Raw genomic sequence first — 19,982 nt, 5'->3', positions numbered from 1 at the left:
CGCAGCCTCCTCCTTAGCCTATCCTTACGATGCCGACTTTCCTGTGGGAAAGTCCTTAGCCTATCCTTACGATGCCGACTTTCCTGACGGAAAGTCCTTAGGAATAGAAATAAACAGCGCAAAACCGTCCTTTGAAAGGATGCGCATGATCCCATGAAAGGCTTCCACACGGCTTTCAATATTCTTCAATCCGATGCCGCTCTCCATATTGACTTCCTTCACCCGTCCGTTATCCCGGATCACCAGCTGGTAAAAGGCCGGATGCTCCCGCAAGGCGACGCTGGCCCAAGTGGCGTCCGAGTGGCGGACAATATTGGACAAACCCTCCTTGACGATGGAGATCAGCGCATATTTCAGCCGTTTGTCCGGATTGCTCTGGATTTCATAGTCAAACTCCAGGGTGCAGAAGGTGAATTTATCCGCCAGCTCCTGAAGCTGGGCCTGCAGGTTTACAGATTCATCGTACAAATTATGCACACTCTGCCGGATGCTGTCCATAGCCTCGGAAAGGGTGGCCTTTAGGGTCAACAGGGGCTGCCGGGCTTTTTCATCCTTGGTCACCGCAAGCAAAGCCCCCATCTGCAAAAGCGCGCTGGACAGCAGATGTCCCACATTATCATGGATTTCCCGGGCAATACGGTTGCGCTCGTTCAAGGTGGCGAGGCTGATCCGGTCATCCTGCTTCTCCATCAGCTCCTTGTTCTGCCGTTTCAGGATAAGGGCCATTTCCCGTGAGGAATCCCGAAGCTCATAAAACTTAGCCACCAGCTTCAGCTGGGCATCCGTCCTCCGCTTCAGAATTGCGGCAAACCCCAGCAGCAGCACCAGCATCACCATCATCACATCCGACCGTTCCCAGTGGAGGAAAACAGGAGCAAGCGCGGCAAACCCGATCTTTTGCCACGGGCGAAAAAACAAGTCATAACCCACCAGCGGCAGAAAGAACAGCAACCCCGGCAGGGGCAGACAAGCGGCGATAAACAGAGAGGCCAGCAGGAGACTGGCGCGTTTGCCGTCGTAATAGAACATCAGGCTGCTGATAATCACGGCGATCAGCACCGGGGCAATTTCCATGCCGGAGGCAGGATCGAATAAATAAACCACCAGGCAGGAAGCAAACAATATCACTTTATCCGTTAAATTCATCATCGCATTCATCCTTAGAGGCGGAATCCTTGCAGCTTCTATTCTATCACAGCCCCGGAGCTGCAGATGGACAAGTTCACACCGGAAATGACATTTGTCATCGCAGCCTTCTGACACCGCGCACTTATCTCCCTGGTCCGGAAGGCTTAACATGGCATTAAAGGATGAGGAGGCGGAGGTCCATATGGTAATCAAAGTGAAAAATCTGGTGAAACGGTACGAGGATCTGCTGGCATTGGATCATCTGTCCCTGGAGGTGCAGGAGGGGGAAATCTTCGGACTGCTTGGCCCCAACGGCTCCGGCAAAACCACCATTATCAACTGTATCCTGGCGCTTCTGGATTATGACAAGGGCGAGGTGGAGGTATTCGGCAAACCGATGAAGCCGGATTCCTATGATTTGAAGCGGGATATCGGCATTATTATGCAGAATGTCGCCGTTTTTGACGAGCTGACCGTGTATGAGAACATCCATTATTTCTGCGGGCTTTATATCCGGGACAAAGGAGAGCGCAAGAAGCTGGTACAGGAAGCCATCGAGTTCGTCGGGCTGGAGGAATTCACCAAATATTACCCCAAGAAGCTCAGCGGCGGTCTCCTGCGGCGTCTCAATATTGCCTGCGGCATTGCCCATAAGCCCAAGCTGATCATTCTTGACGAACCCACCGTAGCCGTGGACCCGCAAAGCCGGAATAAAATTCTGGAGGGCATTGTGCGCTTGAACGAGCAAGGGGCCACCATTGTCTATACCTCCCACTACATGGAGGAAGTGGAGCAAATTTGCTCCCGGATCGTGATTATGGATAAGGGCAAGGTGATTGCCGCGGGCAGCAAGGAGGAGCTGAAGGGCATGATCGCCACCGGTGAAAAAATTACTGTGGAAACCTTTGCCCCCGTCCAGCCGGAGGCGTTGGCTGCGCTGCGGAAAGTGCCGGGCATCGAATCCGCTGAAGCCACCGACAGAACCCTGTCCATTAAATCCGGCAAAGGGCGCAACAATCTGGAGAATGTGCTGGAGTTTCTGAAAAATAGGGAAATCAGCTTCGGACGCATCTACTCCGAGCTTCCCACCTTGAATGATGTGTTCCTGGAGATCACCGGCAAGGAATTGCGGGATTAGGAGGCGGTATTGATGTTCTCACATCTGTTTTTCACGCGCATGAAATGTCTGCTCCGCAACAAGGAGCTGATGTTTTGGACACTGGTGTTTCCGCTTCTCATGTCCACCTTCTTTAACATGGCCTTTTCCAATTTGAACAGCGCCGAGACGTTTAAGCCTGTTGCCGTCGCCGTGGTAAACGATGCCGGATACAAGCAGGATGCCGGCTTTCAGCAGACATTGACGATGGTGTCCAGCGGAGACAGCCGGATTTTCAATCTCCGGGAGGTATCCACCCAGGAGGAGGCGGAGCAGCTTCTTGCATCGGACGAAATTGAAGGCTACTTCAGCGTTGCGGAAAGTCTTGCCTTAACCGTCAAAAAATCGGGTCTGAACCAAAGCATCATCAAAATTTTTGCCGACCAGTACCGGCAAACCGCGTCTGCGGTGGGTCAAATTCTCGCCGCCAATCCGCAGGCCCTGCAAAACGGGCTGCTCGAAAACCTGGGCCTCTCCCGCGGGTATGTAACGGAAGTGGCCGCCGGCAGCGCCGCCCCCAATAATATCCTCAACTATTTCTACAGCCTGATTGCCATGACTTGCTTTTACGGCAGCTTCTTCGGCCTCCAGGAGGTAACGGATATCCAGGCGGATCTGTCCGCCCGGGCGGCCCGGATCAACATGTCCCCGGTTCATAAGCTCAAGGCGTTTGTGGCGGGGCTTTCCGCGGCGCTTGTCATTCTGTATGCGGAGATTCTCATTCTGCTGGCTTACCTGGCGTTTTTTGTCCATGTGGACTTTGGCCCGCGGGTTGGTTATGTGCTGCTGACAGCCTTCGTCGGCTGTATCCTGGGGCTGTCCTTCGGCGCTCTGATCAGCGCCGCCGTCAAAAAAGGCGAGGGTCTCAAAACCGCCATCCTGATCTGCGTCACCATGGTAGGCTCCTTCCTGTCCGGCATGATGATGCTCAATATGAAATATATCATCGCCCAAAAAGCGCCTCTTCTGGCTTATCTCAATCCCGTCAATCTGCTGACGGACGCCTTCTATTCGCTGTACTATTACGATACCCTGAACCGATATCTGTTGAATTTGGGCCTGATGGGCGTCTTTGCAGCAATCTTCTGCCTGGGAACCTATTCCATCATCAGGAGGCGGAAATATGCCAGTCTTTAACCTTTGCCTGAAAATTATCAAGAAGAATCTGCCGTCCATTTCTATTTATGTGATCATTTTTCTGGTGATTTCTACACTGATCACCGTTTCCAATGTGAATCAGCAAACCCAAGGGTTCAGCCAGACCAAAGCCAAAATCGCTTTTCTGGCAGAGGAAAGCACTCCCCTTGTGGAGGGTTTCAAAGAGGAGCTGTCCAAGACGAACCAACTGGTGGAGCTTCCCGACGAAAAAGAGAAGCTGCAGGACGCCTTGTTTTTCCGGGATGTCACGTACATTCTGCGCATTCCTGCAGGCTTTACCGGCTCCTTCCTGCAGGGCGGCGGGCTCCAGCTGCAGAAAACAGTGGTTCCGGGCTCCATGGAAAACATCTATGTGGATCTGACCGTCAATCAATACTGGCGCCTGGCTGCTTTGCACTCCCAGAACAGCCCCGGCATTTCCCAGGAGGAGACCGTCCTGCGGGTGGCCAAGGATATGGCCGCAAACACCGAGGTGAACATCTCCAATTCCGGCGGCAAAAAGGATATCTCCCAAAGCTTCTCCGTGTACTATTTTAACTTTCTGGCCTATACGCTGACCTCGGTGCTGATTCTGGGCGTATCCGCCATCATGATCGTCTTCAATAACCGGGACCTCAGCCGCCGGAATTTCTGCTCGCCTTTGCCGGCAGGGAGCATCAACCTGCAATTTTTCCTGGCCAATCTGGTGTTTACCGGCGCCGCCTGGATTTTAATGACAGGAGCCTGCTTTATTTTCGATCCGAAGGATGCGCTGACCCAAAATATGATCTACCTGCTGCTCAATTCCCTGGTCTTCACCCTTTGCCTGGCCAGCGCCAGCTTCCTCATCGGCAATCTGGTGAAAAGCCGCAATGCCATCAGCGCCATCGCCAATGTGGCGTCATTGGGCCCCGCTTTTATCAGCGGCGTCTTCGTTCCCCAGGAGTTTCTCGCCAGCCCGGTGCTGCGCCTGGCCAGCTTCACGCCGACCTACTGGTACGTCCAGGCCAACAGCAAAATCGGCAGCCTGACGGACTTCTCCTGGTCCAGCCTGTCTCCCGTTTTCAACAACATGCTGATCACCGCAGGCTTCGCCCTGGCCTTCTTCGCCATCTCCATGGTGGTAGCCAAGCGAAACCGGCTGAGGGCTTAAGCGCAGCATAACAACAACCGTCAGGGTTTTTCCTGGCGGTTGTTTTTGTTGCAGGGAAACTTCCAACCCGCTTCCTGCGTCTAGTTTTATATTAGACATGATTGAAAATGGGAGTGACGGATTATATGAACATTCGCTTGATGCTCTGCCTTTCCGTTCTTGCAGCCGTTTTGTCCGGCTGTTTTCAAGCCGCGTCCCCGGAAGCGGGCAGTGTTCCTCCGGCTCCAAGCCCCACCCCGGCCATTTCTCCAAGTCCGACTGAGCTTCCCCCCGGTGAACCTCAATATTTGCGGATGAATCCCGATGAGAAGCGGTTCCCTGTTACGGACCGGAATTCTGTCACATTCCGGTTTTCCTCCAACCTGGAGCTAAACCGGAGCCTTCTGGAGCAAGCTCTGCCCAAGCAGCTGGCAAGCAATCATCCCGGAAGAGCGAGCTTATCCTACACCCTGGAGTGGCAGTCCGGCAAGGAGTTTGCCTTGACCTTTTCGGATTTGCTGCCGCGGGAAATCATTCATTTCCAGGCTGACTATCCGCCTGCCGATGGGCATGGACGGATAAATGAAGAGATGCCCCACTTGTCCGGAGGCGCTGTCCAATACCGGGAAAGCGGGTTGGCTGCAGCCACTGTAGTAACAGAATTAGAGCCGTTCCAGCATCGCTATTTGCCTTCCGCCAAACCATTCCAGCAAATGGCCAAACATGCGGAGACGGGATTGTCCTATACGCTGGCTTATGACGATGCAGGACTGTATATCGCCAGTCTATCCGACGGCGCTGTCCGGACATTGCCCTTGCCTGCTGCGGAAGACCGCTTCAGCCTGAAGGGCCTGCATGGATATGAAGCCGTAATCCTGCCCAAAATTCTTTACGAAGATGCCATTTATGCCGTCATGTCCCACTCGCAGGTTTACCGGATCAACACCCGGACCGAACAAGCCCGCCTGATTTATACTTCCGCCAAGCCGATTGTGGGCATGTCTTCTTCTCCCAACGGCAAGCTCATCGGGCTAATGCTTCAGGACGAGCGTTTTCTGTCGGAGGCGGATTTAGTCATCATTAACGAGAAAGGACAGGTTCGGAACACCTTCCCGGAAGCGGCCTATATTTCCCACAGTGATGGCTACATCAATATTTATCCTTTGGAATGGGTGAACGATAACAGAGTGAGGGTCAGAACTGAATTGCCGGAGAAGCAGTATCGAGGTTACAGGGAGTTTGATCTTGCTGCGCAGACGGCTGTGGAAGTGCCGGACGTGGGGCAGCAGCATCAGGAGCTTTTAAGGAAGCTTGAGGAAAAAGAACGGGAGATTTTCCCCTTTTTTTCACCTGACCAAAACAGATTGGTTTATATCACCCGCTCCAACGACGGATTTTTTATGGAAATATGGGTGACGGATTTAACCGGGGACAAGCAGCGTTTTGTAGGGATCGGACATTTCCTGGGCTGGGTTTCGCCCACAGCTATTGCCTGGGCCGAATACAGCGCCGGAGAAGTGAAATACTGGAGGTAAAACCAACAAACCGGGAAGGGGCCTATGCCCTCACCCGGTTTGTTATGTTCCGCCGCTTCCGTATGCTTAACGGAACTGGGCGTTATGCAGACGGCTGTAAAGGCCGTCCTGCTCCAGCAGCTCCTCGTGGGTGCCGGCTTCAGCAATCCCGTCCTCGGTGACGACAACAATCCGGTCCGCGTTCCGGATGGTGGCCAGGCGGTGGGCGATGACCAGAGTGGTCCGCCCCTGGGACAGCTCGGCAAGGGACTGCTGGATGGCCGCTTCGGTTTCCGTATCCAAGGCGGAGGTGGCCTCGTCCAGGATGAGAATCGGCGGATTCTTCAGGAACATCCGGGCGATGGCCAGCCGCTGCTTTTGCCCGCCGGAGAGCTTCACGCCCCGGTCGCCGATGATGGTGTCGAGCCCCTCCGGCTGGGACTCGATCAGCTCCCCCAGCTTGGCCCGGCGGGCCGCCTCCAGGATATCCGCCTCCGAAGCGCCCAGGCGCCCGTAGGCGATATTCTCCCGGATGGTACCGGAGAAAAGAAACACATCCTGCTGGACAATGCCGATCTGCCTGCGCAGGGAGTTCAGGGTATAGGAGCGAATATCCTTTCCATCCACAGTAATGCGTCCCTCCTGCACCTCGTAGAACCGGGGCAGCAGGCTGCACAGGGTGGTTTTCCCTGCACCTGAAGGCCCTACAAAAGCAACGGTCTCCCCGGCCTGTATGGACAGATCCACCCTCTGCAATATCGGCCGCTCCTGATCGTACCCGAAGGTGACTCCCTCGAAGCGGATATTCCCGCGCAGCGCCCCTGCCTCCCTTGCACCCGGGCGGTCCGCCACGTCAGGCTCCGTCTCCAGAATTTCCATATACCGCTTGAAGCCGGCAATCCCCTTGGGATAGCTTTCGATGATGGTGTTGATCTTCTGAATGGGCCCCAGGAAGACGTTGGTCAGGAGGATAAACGCCAGAAACTCCCCGTAGCTGATCTCCTTTTGCAGCACAAACCAGGTTCCGCACAGGAGCACGAATACGGTGACTACCCGCATCAGAATGTAGCTGATGGAAGTGTTCCAGGCCATAATTTTATAGGATAAAAGCTTGGTCTGGCGGAAGCGGCCGTTGTTGACGGCGAACAGCTTCTTTTCGTAGGCTTCATTGGCAAACGCCTGCACCACCCGGATGCCGCCGATGCTGTCCTCCACCCGCGCGTTCACCTCTGCCAGCTCCGACATCATGCTGCGGAAGGCGCCCATCATTTTCCGGTTGAAGTACAAGGTAAAGCTGAGCAGGAAAGGCACCACCACGAAGGTCAGCAGCGCCAGCTTCCAGTTGATCCCCAGCATCAGGAAAAAAGCGCCCAGCAGTGTCATCACGGCAATAAACATATCTTCTGGCCCGTGGTGGGCCATCTCGCCGATCTCCAGCAGATCGTTGGAGATGCGGGACATCAGGTTGCCTGTTTTGGTATTGTCAAAGTAGCGGAAGGAGAGCTTCTGCAGATGATCGAACATCTTTTTGCGCATATCCGTTTCGATGTTGATCCCCAGCTTGTGCCCCCAATACGTAACAATAAAGTGCAGCACCATATTGATCAGATAGATAGCCAGAAGGCCCAGGCAGGCCCAGACGATCCAGCTCCAGTTTTCGGTAGGCAGCAGCTTGTCCACCACCTGATTCACCGCCAGCGGGAACACCAGCTCCAGCAAGGCCACTACAACCGCACAGCTAAAATCCAGAATGAACAGCCGTTTGTATGGACGGTAGTAGGCAAAAAATTGACGCAGCAATATATTCCCTCCTGAGAACTTTGCTGTTAAGCAAAGTTTGCTTCGTAAGCTTAAGCTGAGTTGGCCGCCCCCTGCCCCATGCCACCGCCGCAATGGACCAGCCTGCCGTTAAGTCTAGCAAATCTGCCGCAGAAATCAAGCCGAATTGCCGCGGCCGCCGCCCAAACTCCCGCCAAACACTCTCTTTCGCCGCTCCCCAACAAAAAAGCCGCCTGTCTCCCCGTCAGGGAAACAAGCGGCGTACCTTATTTATGATTCCGCAACATGCCTGCTCCACCCAGACCACCCGCCAGCAGTGGGCGGACAGCGGCAGCGCGCTTAAGCTGTAGCCTCCGCTTCACTCTCGGCGGGAGTTTGCGCCACTGCCACATGCAGCACGGTGGCCACTACCTCCTCCGGAGGCAACAGCGCCTTAACGCCCTCCGGCAGCGGAATATCCTCTACCAGCAAAGCCCGTCCATGACGCAGAGGCCCCGGTTCCACCTGAAGTGCCTGGGGAATCTGATCCGGCAAGCACTGGATTTCCAGCTCGTGATGGAGGAACTGCACCTCCAGCTCCTTGTCCTCGGGGGTCACCACCAGTTCCAGCGGGACCTTGACCCGGATGGGCTCATTGGCAGTGACCTGATGGAACGCCACGGAGAGAAGCCGCCGGTTGAAGCTGTCCCGCTGGACTTCCCGGATGACGGCGGTACCCTTGAACTCGCCAGTCACCTCCAGCTCAATTAGAGCATTGGGACGGGCGCTCAAAATTTGCTGCACTTCTTTTTCATTGACCGTAATCGGGGTGCCGGAACATTTCTTGCCGTACACAACAGCGGGAACACGCCCCGCCTTGCGCAATTCGGTTTTGGCCGATTTGCTGAATGTGCTGCGCGGTTCTGCCTGAAGCTTGACGAACATAAACTTGTCCTCCCGTCATACAAAATTGGCCGCAGCTTTTCCTTCTTCCGTATAATCCTGGAAAAGCGCGCTTAATTTTATTATAACACCGGCAGGAGAGCCGGAATCACCAGCCGGCCGGAGCAATGGGCCGATACCGGGAACCAGGGAGGCTGTTGTCCCGTTAACCAGGTTTACCGGGTGAATTTGCCGGTTTTCCTTCCGTTTGCACCCGAATCCTTCCATTCCGCAAATTAGCTGCCGCCTAAGCGATTGAATCCGCTCTCCAAACCCGGTATGATTAGGTAAAATCCACTAACGAGGTAACGCGCATGTCCAACAACAGGTCCTCCTGGAGCAAGGCCCGGCTGACGGGCACATTGGCTCTGGCAGCCATTCTGGGATTTTTGCTGTTTTATCCGCTTCCCTATTTCGTGAAAACGCCGGGATCGGCAGAAGCGCTGAAAACCAGGGTTAGTGTGGAAGGCTCGGCTTGGCAGGAAAAAGGGGATTTTCTGTTTACCACCGTGCTCCAGCATATCAAACCCAGCATTCTGGAATATGCATTTGTCCGGCTGAAGGAAAAATATACGGAAACCGTTCCGGTAGAGCAGGCAATCGGGAACGTCTCCGATGTTGATGCGTATAACCAACTAACGGAATGGATGCGGGTGGATTCGGAGGCCAGCGCCGTAATGGCGGCCTACGATTATTTGAACAAACCCCTTCAAGTGGAGGAAACCGGTGTCATTATCCGCTCCTTCTTAAAGGATACCCTGGCCTCCCGCAAGCTTCACGAAGGCGATATTGTCAACGGCATCGACGGCAAAACCATCCGCAACTCCGAGGAGCTGGCCCTTCAATTGAAGAACCGCAAACCCGGCGAGACGGTTAAGGTACAGATTCAACGGGGCAAAAAGACCCTGGAGGAAACCGTGACCCTGGTGAAGCTGGAGGATACCGGCGGGACTTCCCGGGCAGGCATCGGTTTTTACTTTTCCCCGGTGAGGAAGGTGCTTCCCGACATTCCCGTCCACTTCAAGCTGGATGATATCGGCGGCCCCTCCGCCGGTCTGATGCTCACGCTGGACATCATATCCAAGCTGGAGCAAAAGGATTACACCCGGGGGCTCAAAATTGCCGGAACCGGCACCATTGACGCCAAGGGCAATGTGGGACAGATCGGAGGCATCCGCTATAAGCTGGTGGCGGCCAGCCGGGAAGGCGCGGCGTACTTTCTGTGTCCCAAGGATGTGCAGGAAACCGACGGCAACCAGAAGGAAGCCGAGGCTTTCCTCCAAAGCTATTCCACCAGTATGAAGCTGATTCCCGTAGCCACGCTGAAAGAAGCCGCAGCTTTCCTGGCAGAACTGCCGGATCAGGGTTAATTTATATTTCAGGAGGATTTCGAGAGCATGATGGACAAAAAAAGCGCTTATGCATTGCTGGGTCTGGATGAAAACGCCACAGATGAAGAGGTAGAGAAGCGGTATACGGTGCTCCTGCTCCGCAGAAAGAAACAGGCGGGCGGGGAAGAGCCTGGTGCCCCCTCCATGGATGAGATTACCAAGGCGTATAATTTCATTAAAGGCATCGCCATTGAGGAAGAAATCCGCAAGAAGGAACCGAAGAACAAAACACTGGGCAAAATCGAGTATGTGTATGAATATTACCGGTGGCATATCATCGGAACCATCGCCGCGGTGCTGATTGTCTTTTTTACCGCCTCCAGCATCATCCAGAACCGCAGTGAGGAGAAACGGATCGAACGGGCGGATCTGAAGGTGACCTTTTTTACGGACTATCAAATCTCGGGAGAGCTGGACAGCTTTGAAATAAAGGCGCTGGAGCACATGAAGGACTGGGAGGATATCCACATTGTCAACCAGTACGCCCCCACCGATCCCAAGGATGAATACGGCATGGCGATGCTGCAGAAGGCCATTATCTCCATGGCCGCCGACAAGGCCGATATTTACATCATGGACAAAATCAACTACGCCAAGTTCAGCAAACAAGGAGCTTTCCTCCGTTTGGACGGCGTTTCCGCTCTGGCCTCTGTCCCCAAAGACAAACGGCTTACCGCAGAGACGGAGACGGGAGAAACCGTTTGGTCAGGCATTGATGTTTCCAACCATCCGGCCATCAAGGAGCTGAAGCTGCCGGATGTGGAAAAAATCGCCCTGATTCGGGTGAATGCCAATAAAATGGACAATGCCGTCAAGGCTTTGGAGTGGCTTTCCCAATAGACTGCATTGTAATATGGACTGTGCTGCAAGCCCGCCTCGGCGGGCTTTTTTCTATTCCGTGAAGCCTCTGTCACGTTTGGAGGAATGGTTTTACATGAATGGGCGAACAGTTTCCTGCACAGGCTAATGTGGAGGTGAATGTCTTGCGCACAGCCCGGCTCTTATTAGCGAAAATCCACGGTTTTCCGGCGCGTTCATGGAGGAAGGCGGCACAACTGCTCCTTGCAGCGGTCATTATGCTGCTTTGTTTAGGCGATGCATCGGCAGCCGAGGCCAGAGCCGATCCCGCTCAGGATGCGGCCCAGTTGAATCAGGCGGCTCCCCCCGGCCCTATTGTGGGAGAGGAAGAGCTGTATCTGGCTATCCACAAAAAAAGGCATAAGTTGCACGTGATCATGAACGGTCAGGTGATATACGCCTTTCCGGTGGCAACGGGACGGGGGAATTTGACGCCGGAAGGCGAATTTCGGATCGTCACCAAGGTTCACAAGCCGTATTACATGCGCAAAAACATTGCCGGCGGCCATCCGGACAATCCATTGGGCACACGGTGGATGGGCTTAAGCATTGACGGCGGCTACAAATACGGCATTCACGGCACCAACCGCCCCTGGTCCATCGGCTTGTCCGCCAGCTCGGGCTGCATCCGCATGCGGAACAAGGATGTGGAATACCTGTACCGGCATATTCCGTTGAAAACCCGGGTCATCATCACCAATGACTGAAAGGATGGCTGCCAATGAATAAACCGTTTCAGGCAGGCTTGAAGCTTGCCTTTATACATATAGCTGCCGCTGCAGCTATCTTGACGGTATGGTCCCCTTCCGCGGCGGCAGCCCCGCAGCCTGCCGACATTCCCGTTCCCGTCCAGACAGTAGCCTCCGAGAGGGACCTCACCCAAAGCGCCGACCTGATTGTGGAGGGCCATCTGGAGGAATCCCAGCAAGCCTATCCCACCGGCAGAGAAATCTCCGGCAGAAAAATCGTCCACTATGTTCAGCAGATTCGGGTGACCAGCGTCTGGAAAGGCTCCGCCTCCTCCCCGGTGAAGCTGCTTACCTCAGGGGTAGAGCCGCTGCCGGATGCGGCCGATCCCTTAAACAAAACCTATACGGGGCCGCTGGAATCGGGAGATTATGTCTTCTTTCTGCGAAAAGCCGGGGCCACTGAATATTACACCCTGGCTGGCCTGTGGCAGGGACTATACCCCCTGTACGGCGGCAAGTCCGTCTCTCTGTTGGCCAATGGAGGCTTTGCCGCCTTCGATCAATTAACCCTGCCGCAATTCCGCAGCAAGGTGATAAGCCTGTCCGGGCGCTGACCCTCCGGTTGATCCGGAGGGCTTTTTTTATGGAAATGCTTTGGGGGATTGTTTTGCCCGTTTTTTCATGAAATATACATAGTCGCAAACAAATGTCCCGGATGGAAGGCGCTATAATGGAATAAGCATTCGACTTAAGAAGGAGAGCCAAGCCAACATGTACACGATTCTCGAAAAGCGCAAGCTCAACGACGCCGTGGAGCTCATGGTCGTGCATGCGCCGTATGTGGCGCGCAAATGCGAACCCGGGCAATTTGTCATGGTCCGGGTGGAGGAAGGCGGAGAGCGCATTCCTCTGACCATCGCCGATTATGACCGGCAGAAGCAATCGGTAACCATTATTTATCAAATAGTCGGCTATTCCACCCGCAGGCTGGCGGAGAAAGCCCCGGGCGAGGGCATTGCGGACTTCGCGGGCCCCTTGGGCCGTCCTGCAGACATCCATCCCGGCAAAAAACGGATTATCGGCATCGGCGGCGGCGTAGGCGCGGCGCCCTTATACCCCCAGCTGCGGAAGTGGAAGGAAACCGGAGCCCACGTGGATGTGATTTTGGGCGGAAGAAGCAAAGACCTTATTATCCTGGAGAAGGAATTTGCCGCCTTCTGCGGACAAACCTACATGGCCACCAATGACGGCTCCTGCGGCATCCAGGGGTTTGTGACGGATATTTTGAAGCAGCTTCTACATAACGGGCATGTTTACGACGAAGTGATTGCCATCGGCCCCCTTCCCATGATGAAGGCGGTGGTGGACATTACCAAACCCTTGGGGATTCCCACCGGGGTATCCCTTAACCCCATCATGATCGACGGCACGGGCATGTGCGGCGGCTGCCGGGTCACCGTAGGCAATGAAACCCGGTTTGCCTGTGTGGACGGGCCGGATTTTGACGGGCTGCTGGTGGACTTTGACGAATGTATACGCAGACAGGGCATGTACAAGGAAATGGAAGCCCATGCCTGCCGTATCGGAACAGGAGCGTGACGGAGAATGCCTAGAGCGAACATGAGCCCGGTAAAGGTGGCAATGCCCGAACAGCCGCCCCTGGAGCGGGGGCGCAACTTCCTGGAGGTGGCCCTTGGCTATACGGCTGAGCAGGCCATGGAGGAGGCCACCCGCTGCCTGCAATGCAAGAACAAACCCTGCGTGAGCGCCTGTCCGGTTAATGTGCCGATCCCCGATTTTATCGGCGAAATCGCCGCAGGGCGCTTTGAGAGCGCCTACCGGATCATCAAGCAGGAGAATAATCTGCCTGCCGTGTGCGGCCGGGTATGCCCGCAGGAATCCCAATGCGAGGGCAGCTGCATCCGGGGCAAAAAAGCCGAGCCTGTGGGTATCGGCCGCCTGGAGCGGTTTGCCGCCGATTACGGCATGGCCCACAAGCTGCCGGAGGAGCCGGCTCCGCCCTTAAACGGCGGCAAGGTTGCCGTTGTAGGCGGCGGTCCCGCAGGGCTGACCTGCGCCGGCGATCTGGCCAAGCTGGGCTATGAGGTAACGCTGTTTGAAGCCCTTCACGCCCTTGGCGGCGTGCTGATGTACGGCATTCCCGAATTCCGCCTGCCCAAGTCACTGGTGGAGGAGGAAATCGAGAAGGTTGTCAGCCTGGGCGTCAAGATCGAGCGCAATGTGGTGGTGGGACGCTCCATTACCGTGGATGAGCTGTTCGAGGACGGCTTTCAGGCCGTTTTCGTAGGCAGCGGCGCCGGCTTGCCCCGGTTTATGCGCATAGACGGTGAAAACCTGAACGGCGTATATTCCGCCAATGAGTTTTTGACCCGGGTGAACCTGATGAAGGCTTATGAGTTCCCCAACAGCCCAACCCCTGTCCGTGTAGGCAAAAAGGTGGCTGTGGTGGGTGGCGGCAATGTAGCCATGGACGCAGCCCGGACAGCCCTGCGGCTGGGGGCCGAGGAGGTTTCCATCGTTTACCGCAGAGGGATGGAGGAGCTTCCCGCCCGCCGGGAGGAGATCCATCACGCCGAAGAGGAAGGCATCCGCTTCAGGCTCCTGGTCAACCCGGTCCGGATTACCGGCGAGAACGGCTGGGTCACCGGCATGGAATGCGTGGAGATGGAGCTGGGCGAGCCTGATGCCAGCGGCCGCCGCAGTCCGGTGGAGAAAGCGGACAGCATTTTTGCCATGGAGCTGGATACAGTCATTATCGCCATCGGCCAAAGCCCCAATCCGCTGATCCGCTCTACAACCCCCGGCCTTTCCACTCAACGCTGGGGCGGGATCATCGTGGAGGAAACCACTATGGAAACCAGCAAGCCCGGGGTATATGCAGGCGGCGACGTGGTGACGGGAGCGGCAACAGTCATTCTTGCCATGGGCGCAGGCAAAAAAGCCGCCGCGGCTATCCACCAATCCATACAATCAACAAAAAATTAATAATCTGAATTGATTAAATATTTTTACACGGCCTATCCATTTGTGTTATAGTCTACTCAAAACGATAGCTCATGGAAAGGTCGTGAAGCGTAATGATCGTTCTTGATGTAGTTGTGAATGGCGTGCGGATCGACACCGTAAGACCTGCCAATCAGCGTCCCAGGGAAATGTACTGGATGATGGTGGATCTGCTCCAGACCCTTCGTGCCACCTATGGAGAGAATGTGTCCCTTCACCGCAGGATGGAATATTTGGGCTGACCCTCCGCCCTGCCGCTGCCGAATCATGCAACGTCCCATTGCGTACAATAGCGCCAAATAGCCTGTCTGCGAAAAAAGGGCATTTTTTCGCAAGCAGGCTTTTCATTTTGCATCCGGGTAGGGCCTAGGACCGCCGCCGTCTTAACCTCCGGGTCAGCACGGCAAAATAAGCAAATCCGGTCAAAAAGCCGCCCAGATGGGCGTACAGGTTCACATTTCTGATGACGATGGAGGAAATAGCGCCCATCACCACAATCATAATCACCGTGGTCCGGGTTCCCTCATCCAGCACATGCCTGTGGAACAGGGCCAGGTACAGGTATGCGGCGTAAATCCCGTAAATCGCCCCTGAAGCTCCCGCGGCAATAAAGGGCGGTTCGGTAAACAGCATGCTGAAGGCATTGCCCACCAGCCCCGACAGCAGGAAAAAAGCGGCGTAATGAAATTTCCCCAGCAGCCGCTCCAGGGGAGGAGCGAACACATACAGGGCAAAGGCGTTAAACAGCACATGGGAAAACCCGATATGCAAAAACATGGAGCTGATGTATCTCCACCATTCATGGGTTTCGCCCTGGTTGCTGTACATGGCCCCAAAATCCAGGAGTGTCCTTATGGAATTGGAGCTGCCCGTAATCTCCATCGCCGCAAACAGCACCGCGACAATTCCCAGAATGGCGCTGGTCACCGGATAAAACTGCAGATATTGCTTAAATGTTTCTCTACGAAGAAAAATCATCCGTGCTTCGTCCCCTTCCCCTTCCTACATATGCTCCAGTATAATTCCCGCTGTTTCCTCGATGGCCTTGTCCGAGACATTGATGGTGAGGCAGCCCAATTGCTCCATCAGCTCTCTGGCGTAATTCAGCTCGAAGATAATCCGATCCATATTGGCGTATTTGGCTCCGGCGGTCAGCCCCAAGGCCCGGAGGCGCTCCACGCGGATTTTCAACATCTTCTCCGGTTCCATGATCAGTCCGGCAATTTTGCCCGGCGGAATCTGGAACAGCTCCGCCGCCGGCTTCACCTCGGGAATCAGAGGCAGATTGGCCACCTTGTAGCCCTTGTGGGCCAGAAACATGCTAAGCGGCGTCTTGGAGGTTCGGGATACGCCGATGAGAACGATATCCGCATTGAGCAGCGCCCGGGGGTCGCGGCCGTCGTCGCAGCTGACGGTAAATTCAATGGCCTCCACCCGCCGGAAATAATCATCGTCCATCTGGTGCAGCATACCCGGCTTGCGTGTGGGCGAACCGTCGAAGGAATCAATAAAGGCCTGAATCATCGGACCCATCACATCCACAGAACGAACCCCCAGCCGCAGGCTCTCCTCGCGGATCAGCTCCCGCAAATCCGGCTGCACAAGAGTATAGGCGATCATGCCGCCGTTCTGGGCCACCTCGCCGACAATATCGCGGATTTCCGCTTCCGTCAGCACATGGCTGTACCGTTTGATTTTGGCGTTGCGAAGATCAAACTGGCGGATTGTGGCTTTTACTACCGCTTCGGCGGTTTCGCCCACAGAATCCGAACAGATGGTGATAATAGGCTGCCTGTTGTGTTCAGTCAAGGGCGGTACCTCCAGGTCGCAGAATCTTTTTCTTTTTCAAATGGTAACATATGTTGACCGCAGTTTCCAACAATGACAAACATCCCGCCCCACAACGGCCGGGTGACCGTTTGCAGGCGGGATGCAGGATGCGGGATGCTCCCGGCATTACAGCTTTTCGATTTTTGCGTCCTTCTTGAGGTTTTCCAGCCATTCGGCGCCCTTGGTTTGCACCTCTTCGCCGACCATGTTCTTCTTCACATCTTCCTTCTGGCTGTCAAAGTTGGCCTGGACCGCTTCCTTCTTGTCCATAACCTTGATGATGTGGTAGCCGAAGGAGGATTGCACCACTTCGCTCATTTCACCCTTGTTCAGCTTGAATGCCGCATCCTCGAAGGCCTGATCCAGTCCTTGGCCGCGGGCAATGAAGCTGCCCAGGGAGCCGCCGTTGTCCTTGCTTCCGGTATCCGTGGACTTCTCCTTGGCAACAGCGGCAAAGTCCGCGCCTGCCTTCAGATCGGCCAGAATCTTGTCGGCATCCTCTTTGTTCTCCACAAGGATGTGGGAGATCATCAGCTGCTCGGGAGTATTGTATTGCTCCACATTTTTATCAAAATATTCCTTCAGCTTGGCATCGCTCAAATCCATCTTGGATTCGAAGATTTTGCTGATTTCCTGGTTTTTGCGGATCTCCGCCTTCAGGGAATCCAGAGTAAATCCGCTTTGCTCCATGGCGCTGTTGAATTGGGCTTCATCCGGGAATTGCTCCTTGATCTGAGCCAGCTCCGCGTCAACCGCCGCTTCATCCACCTTGATCTGGGCCTTGTCCACTTCCTGGGCCACCAGCTTCTCCGAAATCAGGCTGTCCAGGGTGGATTCGCCGCCCTGCTTGTACATGGCGTCGTACAGCTCCTGCTTGGTGACCTTCTCGCCGTTCACCTTGGCTGCCGCACCGCCGATTCCGGCTTTGTCCGTTTGGCCCAGGTACAGAACCACTGCCAAAGCGGCCAGGGTAATGGCAAACAGGAACCAGGGCAAGGGATTGGCCTTAGCGGGAGCAGCAACGGCAGGAGCCGCCGTTGCCTCTTCGGCCGGCTCATCCGCAAACGCTTCAGGGCCGAATTCATCTCCCTCCGTAGGGATAGCCCGTTCAGTCTGATTTTCCTCTTGGGTGTTTCCAGGGAGATCGGCGTTGCCGCTATCCCGTTCCCAGCTGTCATTTTTTCCGTTATTGTCTTCCATTATTGCGCGTCCCCCTATTGTCACATTCATGGATGGCAGCATTTTGCCGCACTTCTAGTAACTATACCATTTTTCGACGGCGGAAACCATGCTTTATCCATCCACCCTGAAAAAAGATACCAGTCTTTGCAGCTCGTCGGCCATTTGGGACAGCTGCTGCGCTGCGGCGGCAACCTCCTCCATGGAGGCATTCTGCTCCTGGGCGGCGGCAGCCACATTCTGGGACTGGCCTGCGGCCTCTGCGGAGATCGCCGATATTTGCTCCACCGCAGCGGCCAGGCCGTCCATACGGACGGAGACATCCGCAGAGGCATCCGCCGCTGTTCTGCAATGCTCCGCCGCCGCCCCCACCGCCTGGAGAATATTCCGGAAGGATATATTGGCCGCGGAAGCCAATTCCAGACCGGCCGTTACTGCCGTTACCTCTTCCCTGGTTGCGGCCGCCGCCTGGGCAATCTCTCCCTTGATTTCGTCAATCAAAGCGCCAATTTCCTCCGACGCGCTGCCGGTTTGCAAGGCCAGCTTCTTCACCTCGGCAGCTACCACGGCGAAGCCCTTGCCGTGCTCCCCTGCCCTTGCGGCCTCAATGCCGGCGTTCAGCGCCAGAATATTGGTCTGGGAGGCGATGGATGTGATCAGCCCGAGAATTTCCCCGATGGCGCCGGACTTCTCCTCCAGCAGTCTCACCGTTTTTTCAATGCCCATGATCTTGTCCTTGATCAATGTCATGTTCTCCATGGTTTCCACCATGGTCTGGGTTCCCTCATCCGCCGTCCGGGCAGCCTCCGTCGAGGCTTGGGCAGCCGACTCCGACCCCTGGCTGATTCTGGCCACACTGTCGTTGGCGGAGCGGGTCAGCTGGCTGATCTCGTCAATAATGCCGGATTGAAGCTGGGCCCCTTCCGCCACCTCCTGGATGGAACGGGCGATATGCTCGGCGACCCGGCTGGTCTCTCCGCTGCCGGCCAAAAGCTCCTCACCTGTGGAGGCGACCTGCAGGGAGGAAGAGGATACATGGCTGATCAGCCCGCGAAGCTGCTCCTTCATGACGGAAAAATGCTCGGCCAGACGTCCCACTTCATCGCGGTTCCTGACCCGCAGCTCCTCCAGCTGCAAATTGCCTCCCGCCATCTCCTCCACCTGGCCGGTGATCTGCCGGAGGGGTTTGGCAATATGCCGGGCATACAATGCCGCGCATACCGATCCCGCCACCGTGAATACTGCCAGAACAACCAGCATCATGTCGCCGATTTTGTCGGAGCCGGCATTAAAATCCACCAGATAGGAGCCGGCGGCCACCACCCAGCCCCAATGGGGCTCGCTTTTGGAATAGGTCACCTTCCGGGCCGCTTCATCGGTACCGGGCAGGGGATTGCTGTAATAGACATACCCGCCTTCTTCCGCGCCTGCGCGGATAATTTCCTGTATGTACAATACGCCGTCGGAATCCTTCATCTCCCAGAGGAGTTCTCCCTCCCGGCTGGGATGCATCACATCCATGCCTTTGGCGTCAATGGCGAAAGTATAGCCGTACTCTCCGATTTTATTCACAATCTCCCGTGTTTTCCCGTCCGCCTTCTTGGGGCCCACCGTGCGGATTCTGACCTGCTCCTGGGCTTCCTCCAGGGTAATCGCGCCTTGATCCACCATACTCTGGTACGCGTCGATCAGCTGAATCGTCATGTCCACATTTTGCTTCAAGGCGGCTTCACCCAGGATGTTCATCTCGGACTTGGCCGTATTGTACCCGATATAGCCGATTGTAAAACCAGGGGCTGCCAAAAGCAGCACACAGACCAGAATGGTCTTCCATTGCAGACTGAACCGAAACCGGCGTATTCCCCGTCCAATTTTTACCAATTCATTCATAATACCCCTCCAACTCCAATTTAGACTCGATTTCATCCATCATATCAGAAAAGAGTGAATTTTGTCATAAAATGTTCGTTGCTATTGTCGAAAACCTAAAAAAACGCCTGCGGCGTCCTTTGGAGCTGCGCGTTCATCAAGACGGTTGAATTTTGGGGGTTGGGTTTTGGGGGTCGGGTTTTGGGGGTTGAGTTTTGGGGGTTGAGTTTTGGCGTTTGAGTTTCGCGGACTCCGGCTCCGCTATTTCGCTAAAATCCGCCTTTTTTTCTCCCCCGCGGACTCACGATCCGTTAAATCTGAAAAAGCGGGGGAATCCATGCTTCTGGAGCAAAATAGCGGAGCCTCTGTCCGTGT

18 protein-coding genes are annotated in these 19,982 nt (G+C 55.3%); 11 read left to right on the top strand and 7 right to left on the bottom strand.

The features are described from left to right. Positions 1 to 66: 66 nt before the first annotated feature. Positions 67 to 1,149 carry a sensor histidine kinase gene (locus DQG13_RS31260; protein WP_220094428.1) on the bottom strand — a complete coding sequence of 361 codons (1,083 nt, stop codon included), beginning with the start codon at positions 1,147 to 1,149 and terminating at the stop codon, positions 67 to 69. 148 nt (positions 1,150 to 1,297) lie between these two features. Between DQG13_RS31260 and DQG13_RS20670 the strand changes: the two genes are divergently transcribed. The 4 genes from DQG13_RS20670 (at position 1,298) to DQG13_RS20655 (ending at position 6,088) form a co-directional block, all read left to right on the top strand. Next, complete coding sequence (locus DQG13_RS20670; RefSeq protein ID WP_258525786.1) at positions 1,298 to 2,266, top strand: ABC transporter ATP-binding protein; 969 nt, start codon at positions 1,298 to 1,300, stop codon at positions 2,264 to 2,266. 12 nt (positions 2,267 to 2,278) lie between these two features. Continuing rightward, complete coding sequence (locus DQG13_RS20665; RefSeq protein WP_113021704.1) at positions 2,279 to 3,421, top strand: ABC transporter permease; 1,143 nt, start codon at positions 2,279 to 2,281, stop codon at positions 3,419 to 3,421. Next, a complete protein-coding gene (locus DQG13_RS20660) occupies positions 3,408 to 4,574 on the top strand; it encodes an ABC transporter permease (protein WP_113021702.1) in 1,167 nt (388 codons plus the stop codon). The genes DQG13_RS20665 and DQG13_RS20660 overlap by 14 nt, the downstream gene beginning before the upstream one ends. A 125-nt stretch (positions 4,575 to 4,699) precedes the next feature. Continuing rightward, positions 4,700 to 6,088 (top strand): TolB-like translocation protein, encoded by a 1,389-nt coding sequence (locus DQG13_RS20655; protein WP_113021700.1) that lies wholly within the window; start codon positions 4,700 to 4,702, stop codon positions 6,086 to 6,088. A gap of 66 nt (positions 6,089 to 6,154) precedes the next feature. On the opposite strand, the gene DQG13_RS20650 is transcribed toward DQG13_RS20655, so the two are convergent. Together DQG13_RS20650 and DQG13_RS20645 are read right to left on the bottom strand one after the other, a co-directional pair. Beyond that, positions 6,155 to 7,867: an ABC transporter ATP-binding protein gene (locus tag DQG13_RS20650; protein WP_113021698.1), complete on the bottom strand. Its 1,713-nt coding sequence runs from the start codon at positions 7,865 to 7,867 to the stop codon at positions 6,155 to 6,157. A 318-nt stretch (positions 7,868 to 8,185) separates the two neighbouring features. After that, complete coding sequence (locus tag DQG13_RS20645) at positions 8,186 to 8,770, bottom strand: 50S ribosomal protein L25 (protein ID WP_113021696.1); 585 nt, start codon at positions 8,768 to 8,770, stop codon at positions 8,186 to 8,188. Positions 8,771 to 9,081: 311 nt separating this feature from the next. On the opposite strand from DQG13_RS20645, the gene DQG13_RS20635 reads away from it, so the two are divergent. From DQG13_RS20635 to DQG13_RS30930, 7 genes are all read left to right on the top strand, one after another. Continuing rightward, complete coding sequence (locus DQG13_RS20635) at positions 9,082 to 10,137, top strand: YlbL family protein (RefSeq protein ID WP_113021692.1); 1,056 nt, start codon at positions 9,082 to 9,084, stop codon at positions 10,135 to 10,137. A gap of 27 nt (positions 10,138 to 10,164) precedes the next feature. Further along, on the top strand, positions 10,165 to 10,998 hold the full coding sequence (locus tag DQG13_RS20630; protein WP_113021690.1) for a hypothetical protein: 834 nt from the start codon (positions 10,165 to 10,167) through the stop codon (positions 10,996 to 10,998). 98 nt (positions 10,999 to 11,096) lie between these two features. Continuing rightward, complete coding sequence (locus tag DQG13_RS20625) at positions 11,097 to 11,723, top strand: L,D-transpeptidase (RefSeq protein WP_258525785.1); 627 nt, start codon at positions 11,097 to 11,099, stop codon at positions 11,721 to 11,723. Between the two features lie 14 nt (positions 11,724 to 11,737). Continuing rightward, positions 11,738 to 12,319 (top strand): hypothetical protein, encoded by a 582-nt coding sequence (locus tag DQG13_RS20620; RefSeq protein WP_113021688.1) that lies wholly within the window; start codon positions 11,738 to 11,740, stop codon positions 12,317 to 12,319. 157 nt (positions 12,320 to 12,476) lie between these two features. Continuing rightward, the gene (locus tag DQG13_RS20615) at positions 12,477 to 13,304 is read left to right on the top strand and encodes a sulfide/dihydroorotate dehydrogenase-like FAD/NAD-binding protein (RefSeq protein WP_113021686.1); all 828 of its coding nucleotides are present in this window, start codon (positions 12,477 to 12,479) and stop codon (positions 13,302 to 13,304) included. A gap of 6 nt (positions 13,305 to 13,310) precedes the next feature. Further along, entirely contained in the window at positions 13,311 to 14,711 is a 1,401-nt protein-coding gene (gene gltA / locus DQG13_RS20610; protein WP_113021683.1) for an NADPH-dependent glutamate synthase, read from the top strand. Positions 14,712 to 14,803: 92 nt separating this feature from the next. Then, positions 14,804 to 14,971, top strand: coding sequence for a hypothetical protein (locus DQG13_RS30930; protein ID WP_181592886.1), 168 nt, complete (start codon positions 14,804 to 14,806; stop codon positions 14,969 to 14,971). A gap of 124 nt (positions 14,972 to 15,095) precedes the next feature. On the opposite strand, the gene DQG13_RS20605 is transcribed toward DQG13_RS30930, so the two are convergent. The 4 genes from DQG13_RS20605 to DQG13_RS20590 form a co-directional block, all read right to left on the bottom strand. Beyond that, complete coding sequence (locus DQG13_RS20605; RefSeq protein WP_113021681.1) at positions 15,096 to 15,707, bottom strand: rhomboid family intramembrane serine protease; 612 nt, start codon at positions 15,705 to 15,707, stop codon at positions 15,096 to 15,098. Between the two features lie 24 nt (positions 15,708 to 15,731). Next, positions 15,732 to 16,538, bottom strand: a complete 807-nt coding sequence (locus DQG13_RS20600; RefSeq protein ID WP_113021679.1) for a pyruvate, water dikinase regulatory protein — start codon at positions 16,536 to 16,538, stop codon at positions 15,732 to 15,734. Positions 16,539 to 16,685: 147 nt separating this feature from the next. Continuing rightward, positions 16,686 to 17,759: a peptidyl-prolyl cis-trans isomerase gene (locus tag DQG13_RS20595; RefSeq protein WP_181592885.1), complete on the bottom strand. Its 1,074-nt coding sequence runs from the start codon at positions 17,757 to 17,759 to the stop codon at positions 16,686 to 16,688. Positions 17,760 to 17,852: 93 nt separating this feature from the next. Continuing rightward, a complete protein-coding gene (locus DQG13_RS20590; RefSeq protein ID WP_181592884.1) occupies positions 17,853 to 19,628 on the bottom strand; it encodes a methyl-accepting chemotaxis protein in 1,776 nt (591 codons plus the stop codon). Between the last annotated feature and the right edge of the window lie 354 nt (positions 19,629 to 19,982).

Source organism: Paenibacillus sp. YN15 (assembly GCF_003285005.1).
Lineage (GTDB): Bacteria > Bacillota > Bacilli > Paenibacillales > NBRC-103111 > Paenibacillus_AR.
This window is presented reverse-complemented; position numbering and strand designations above follow the sequence as displayed.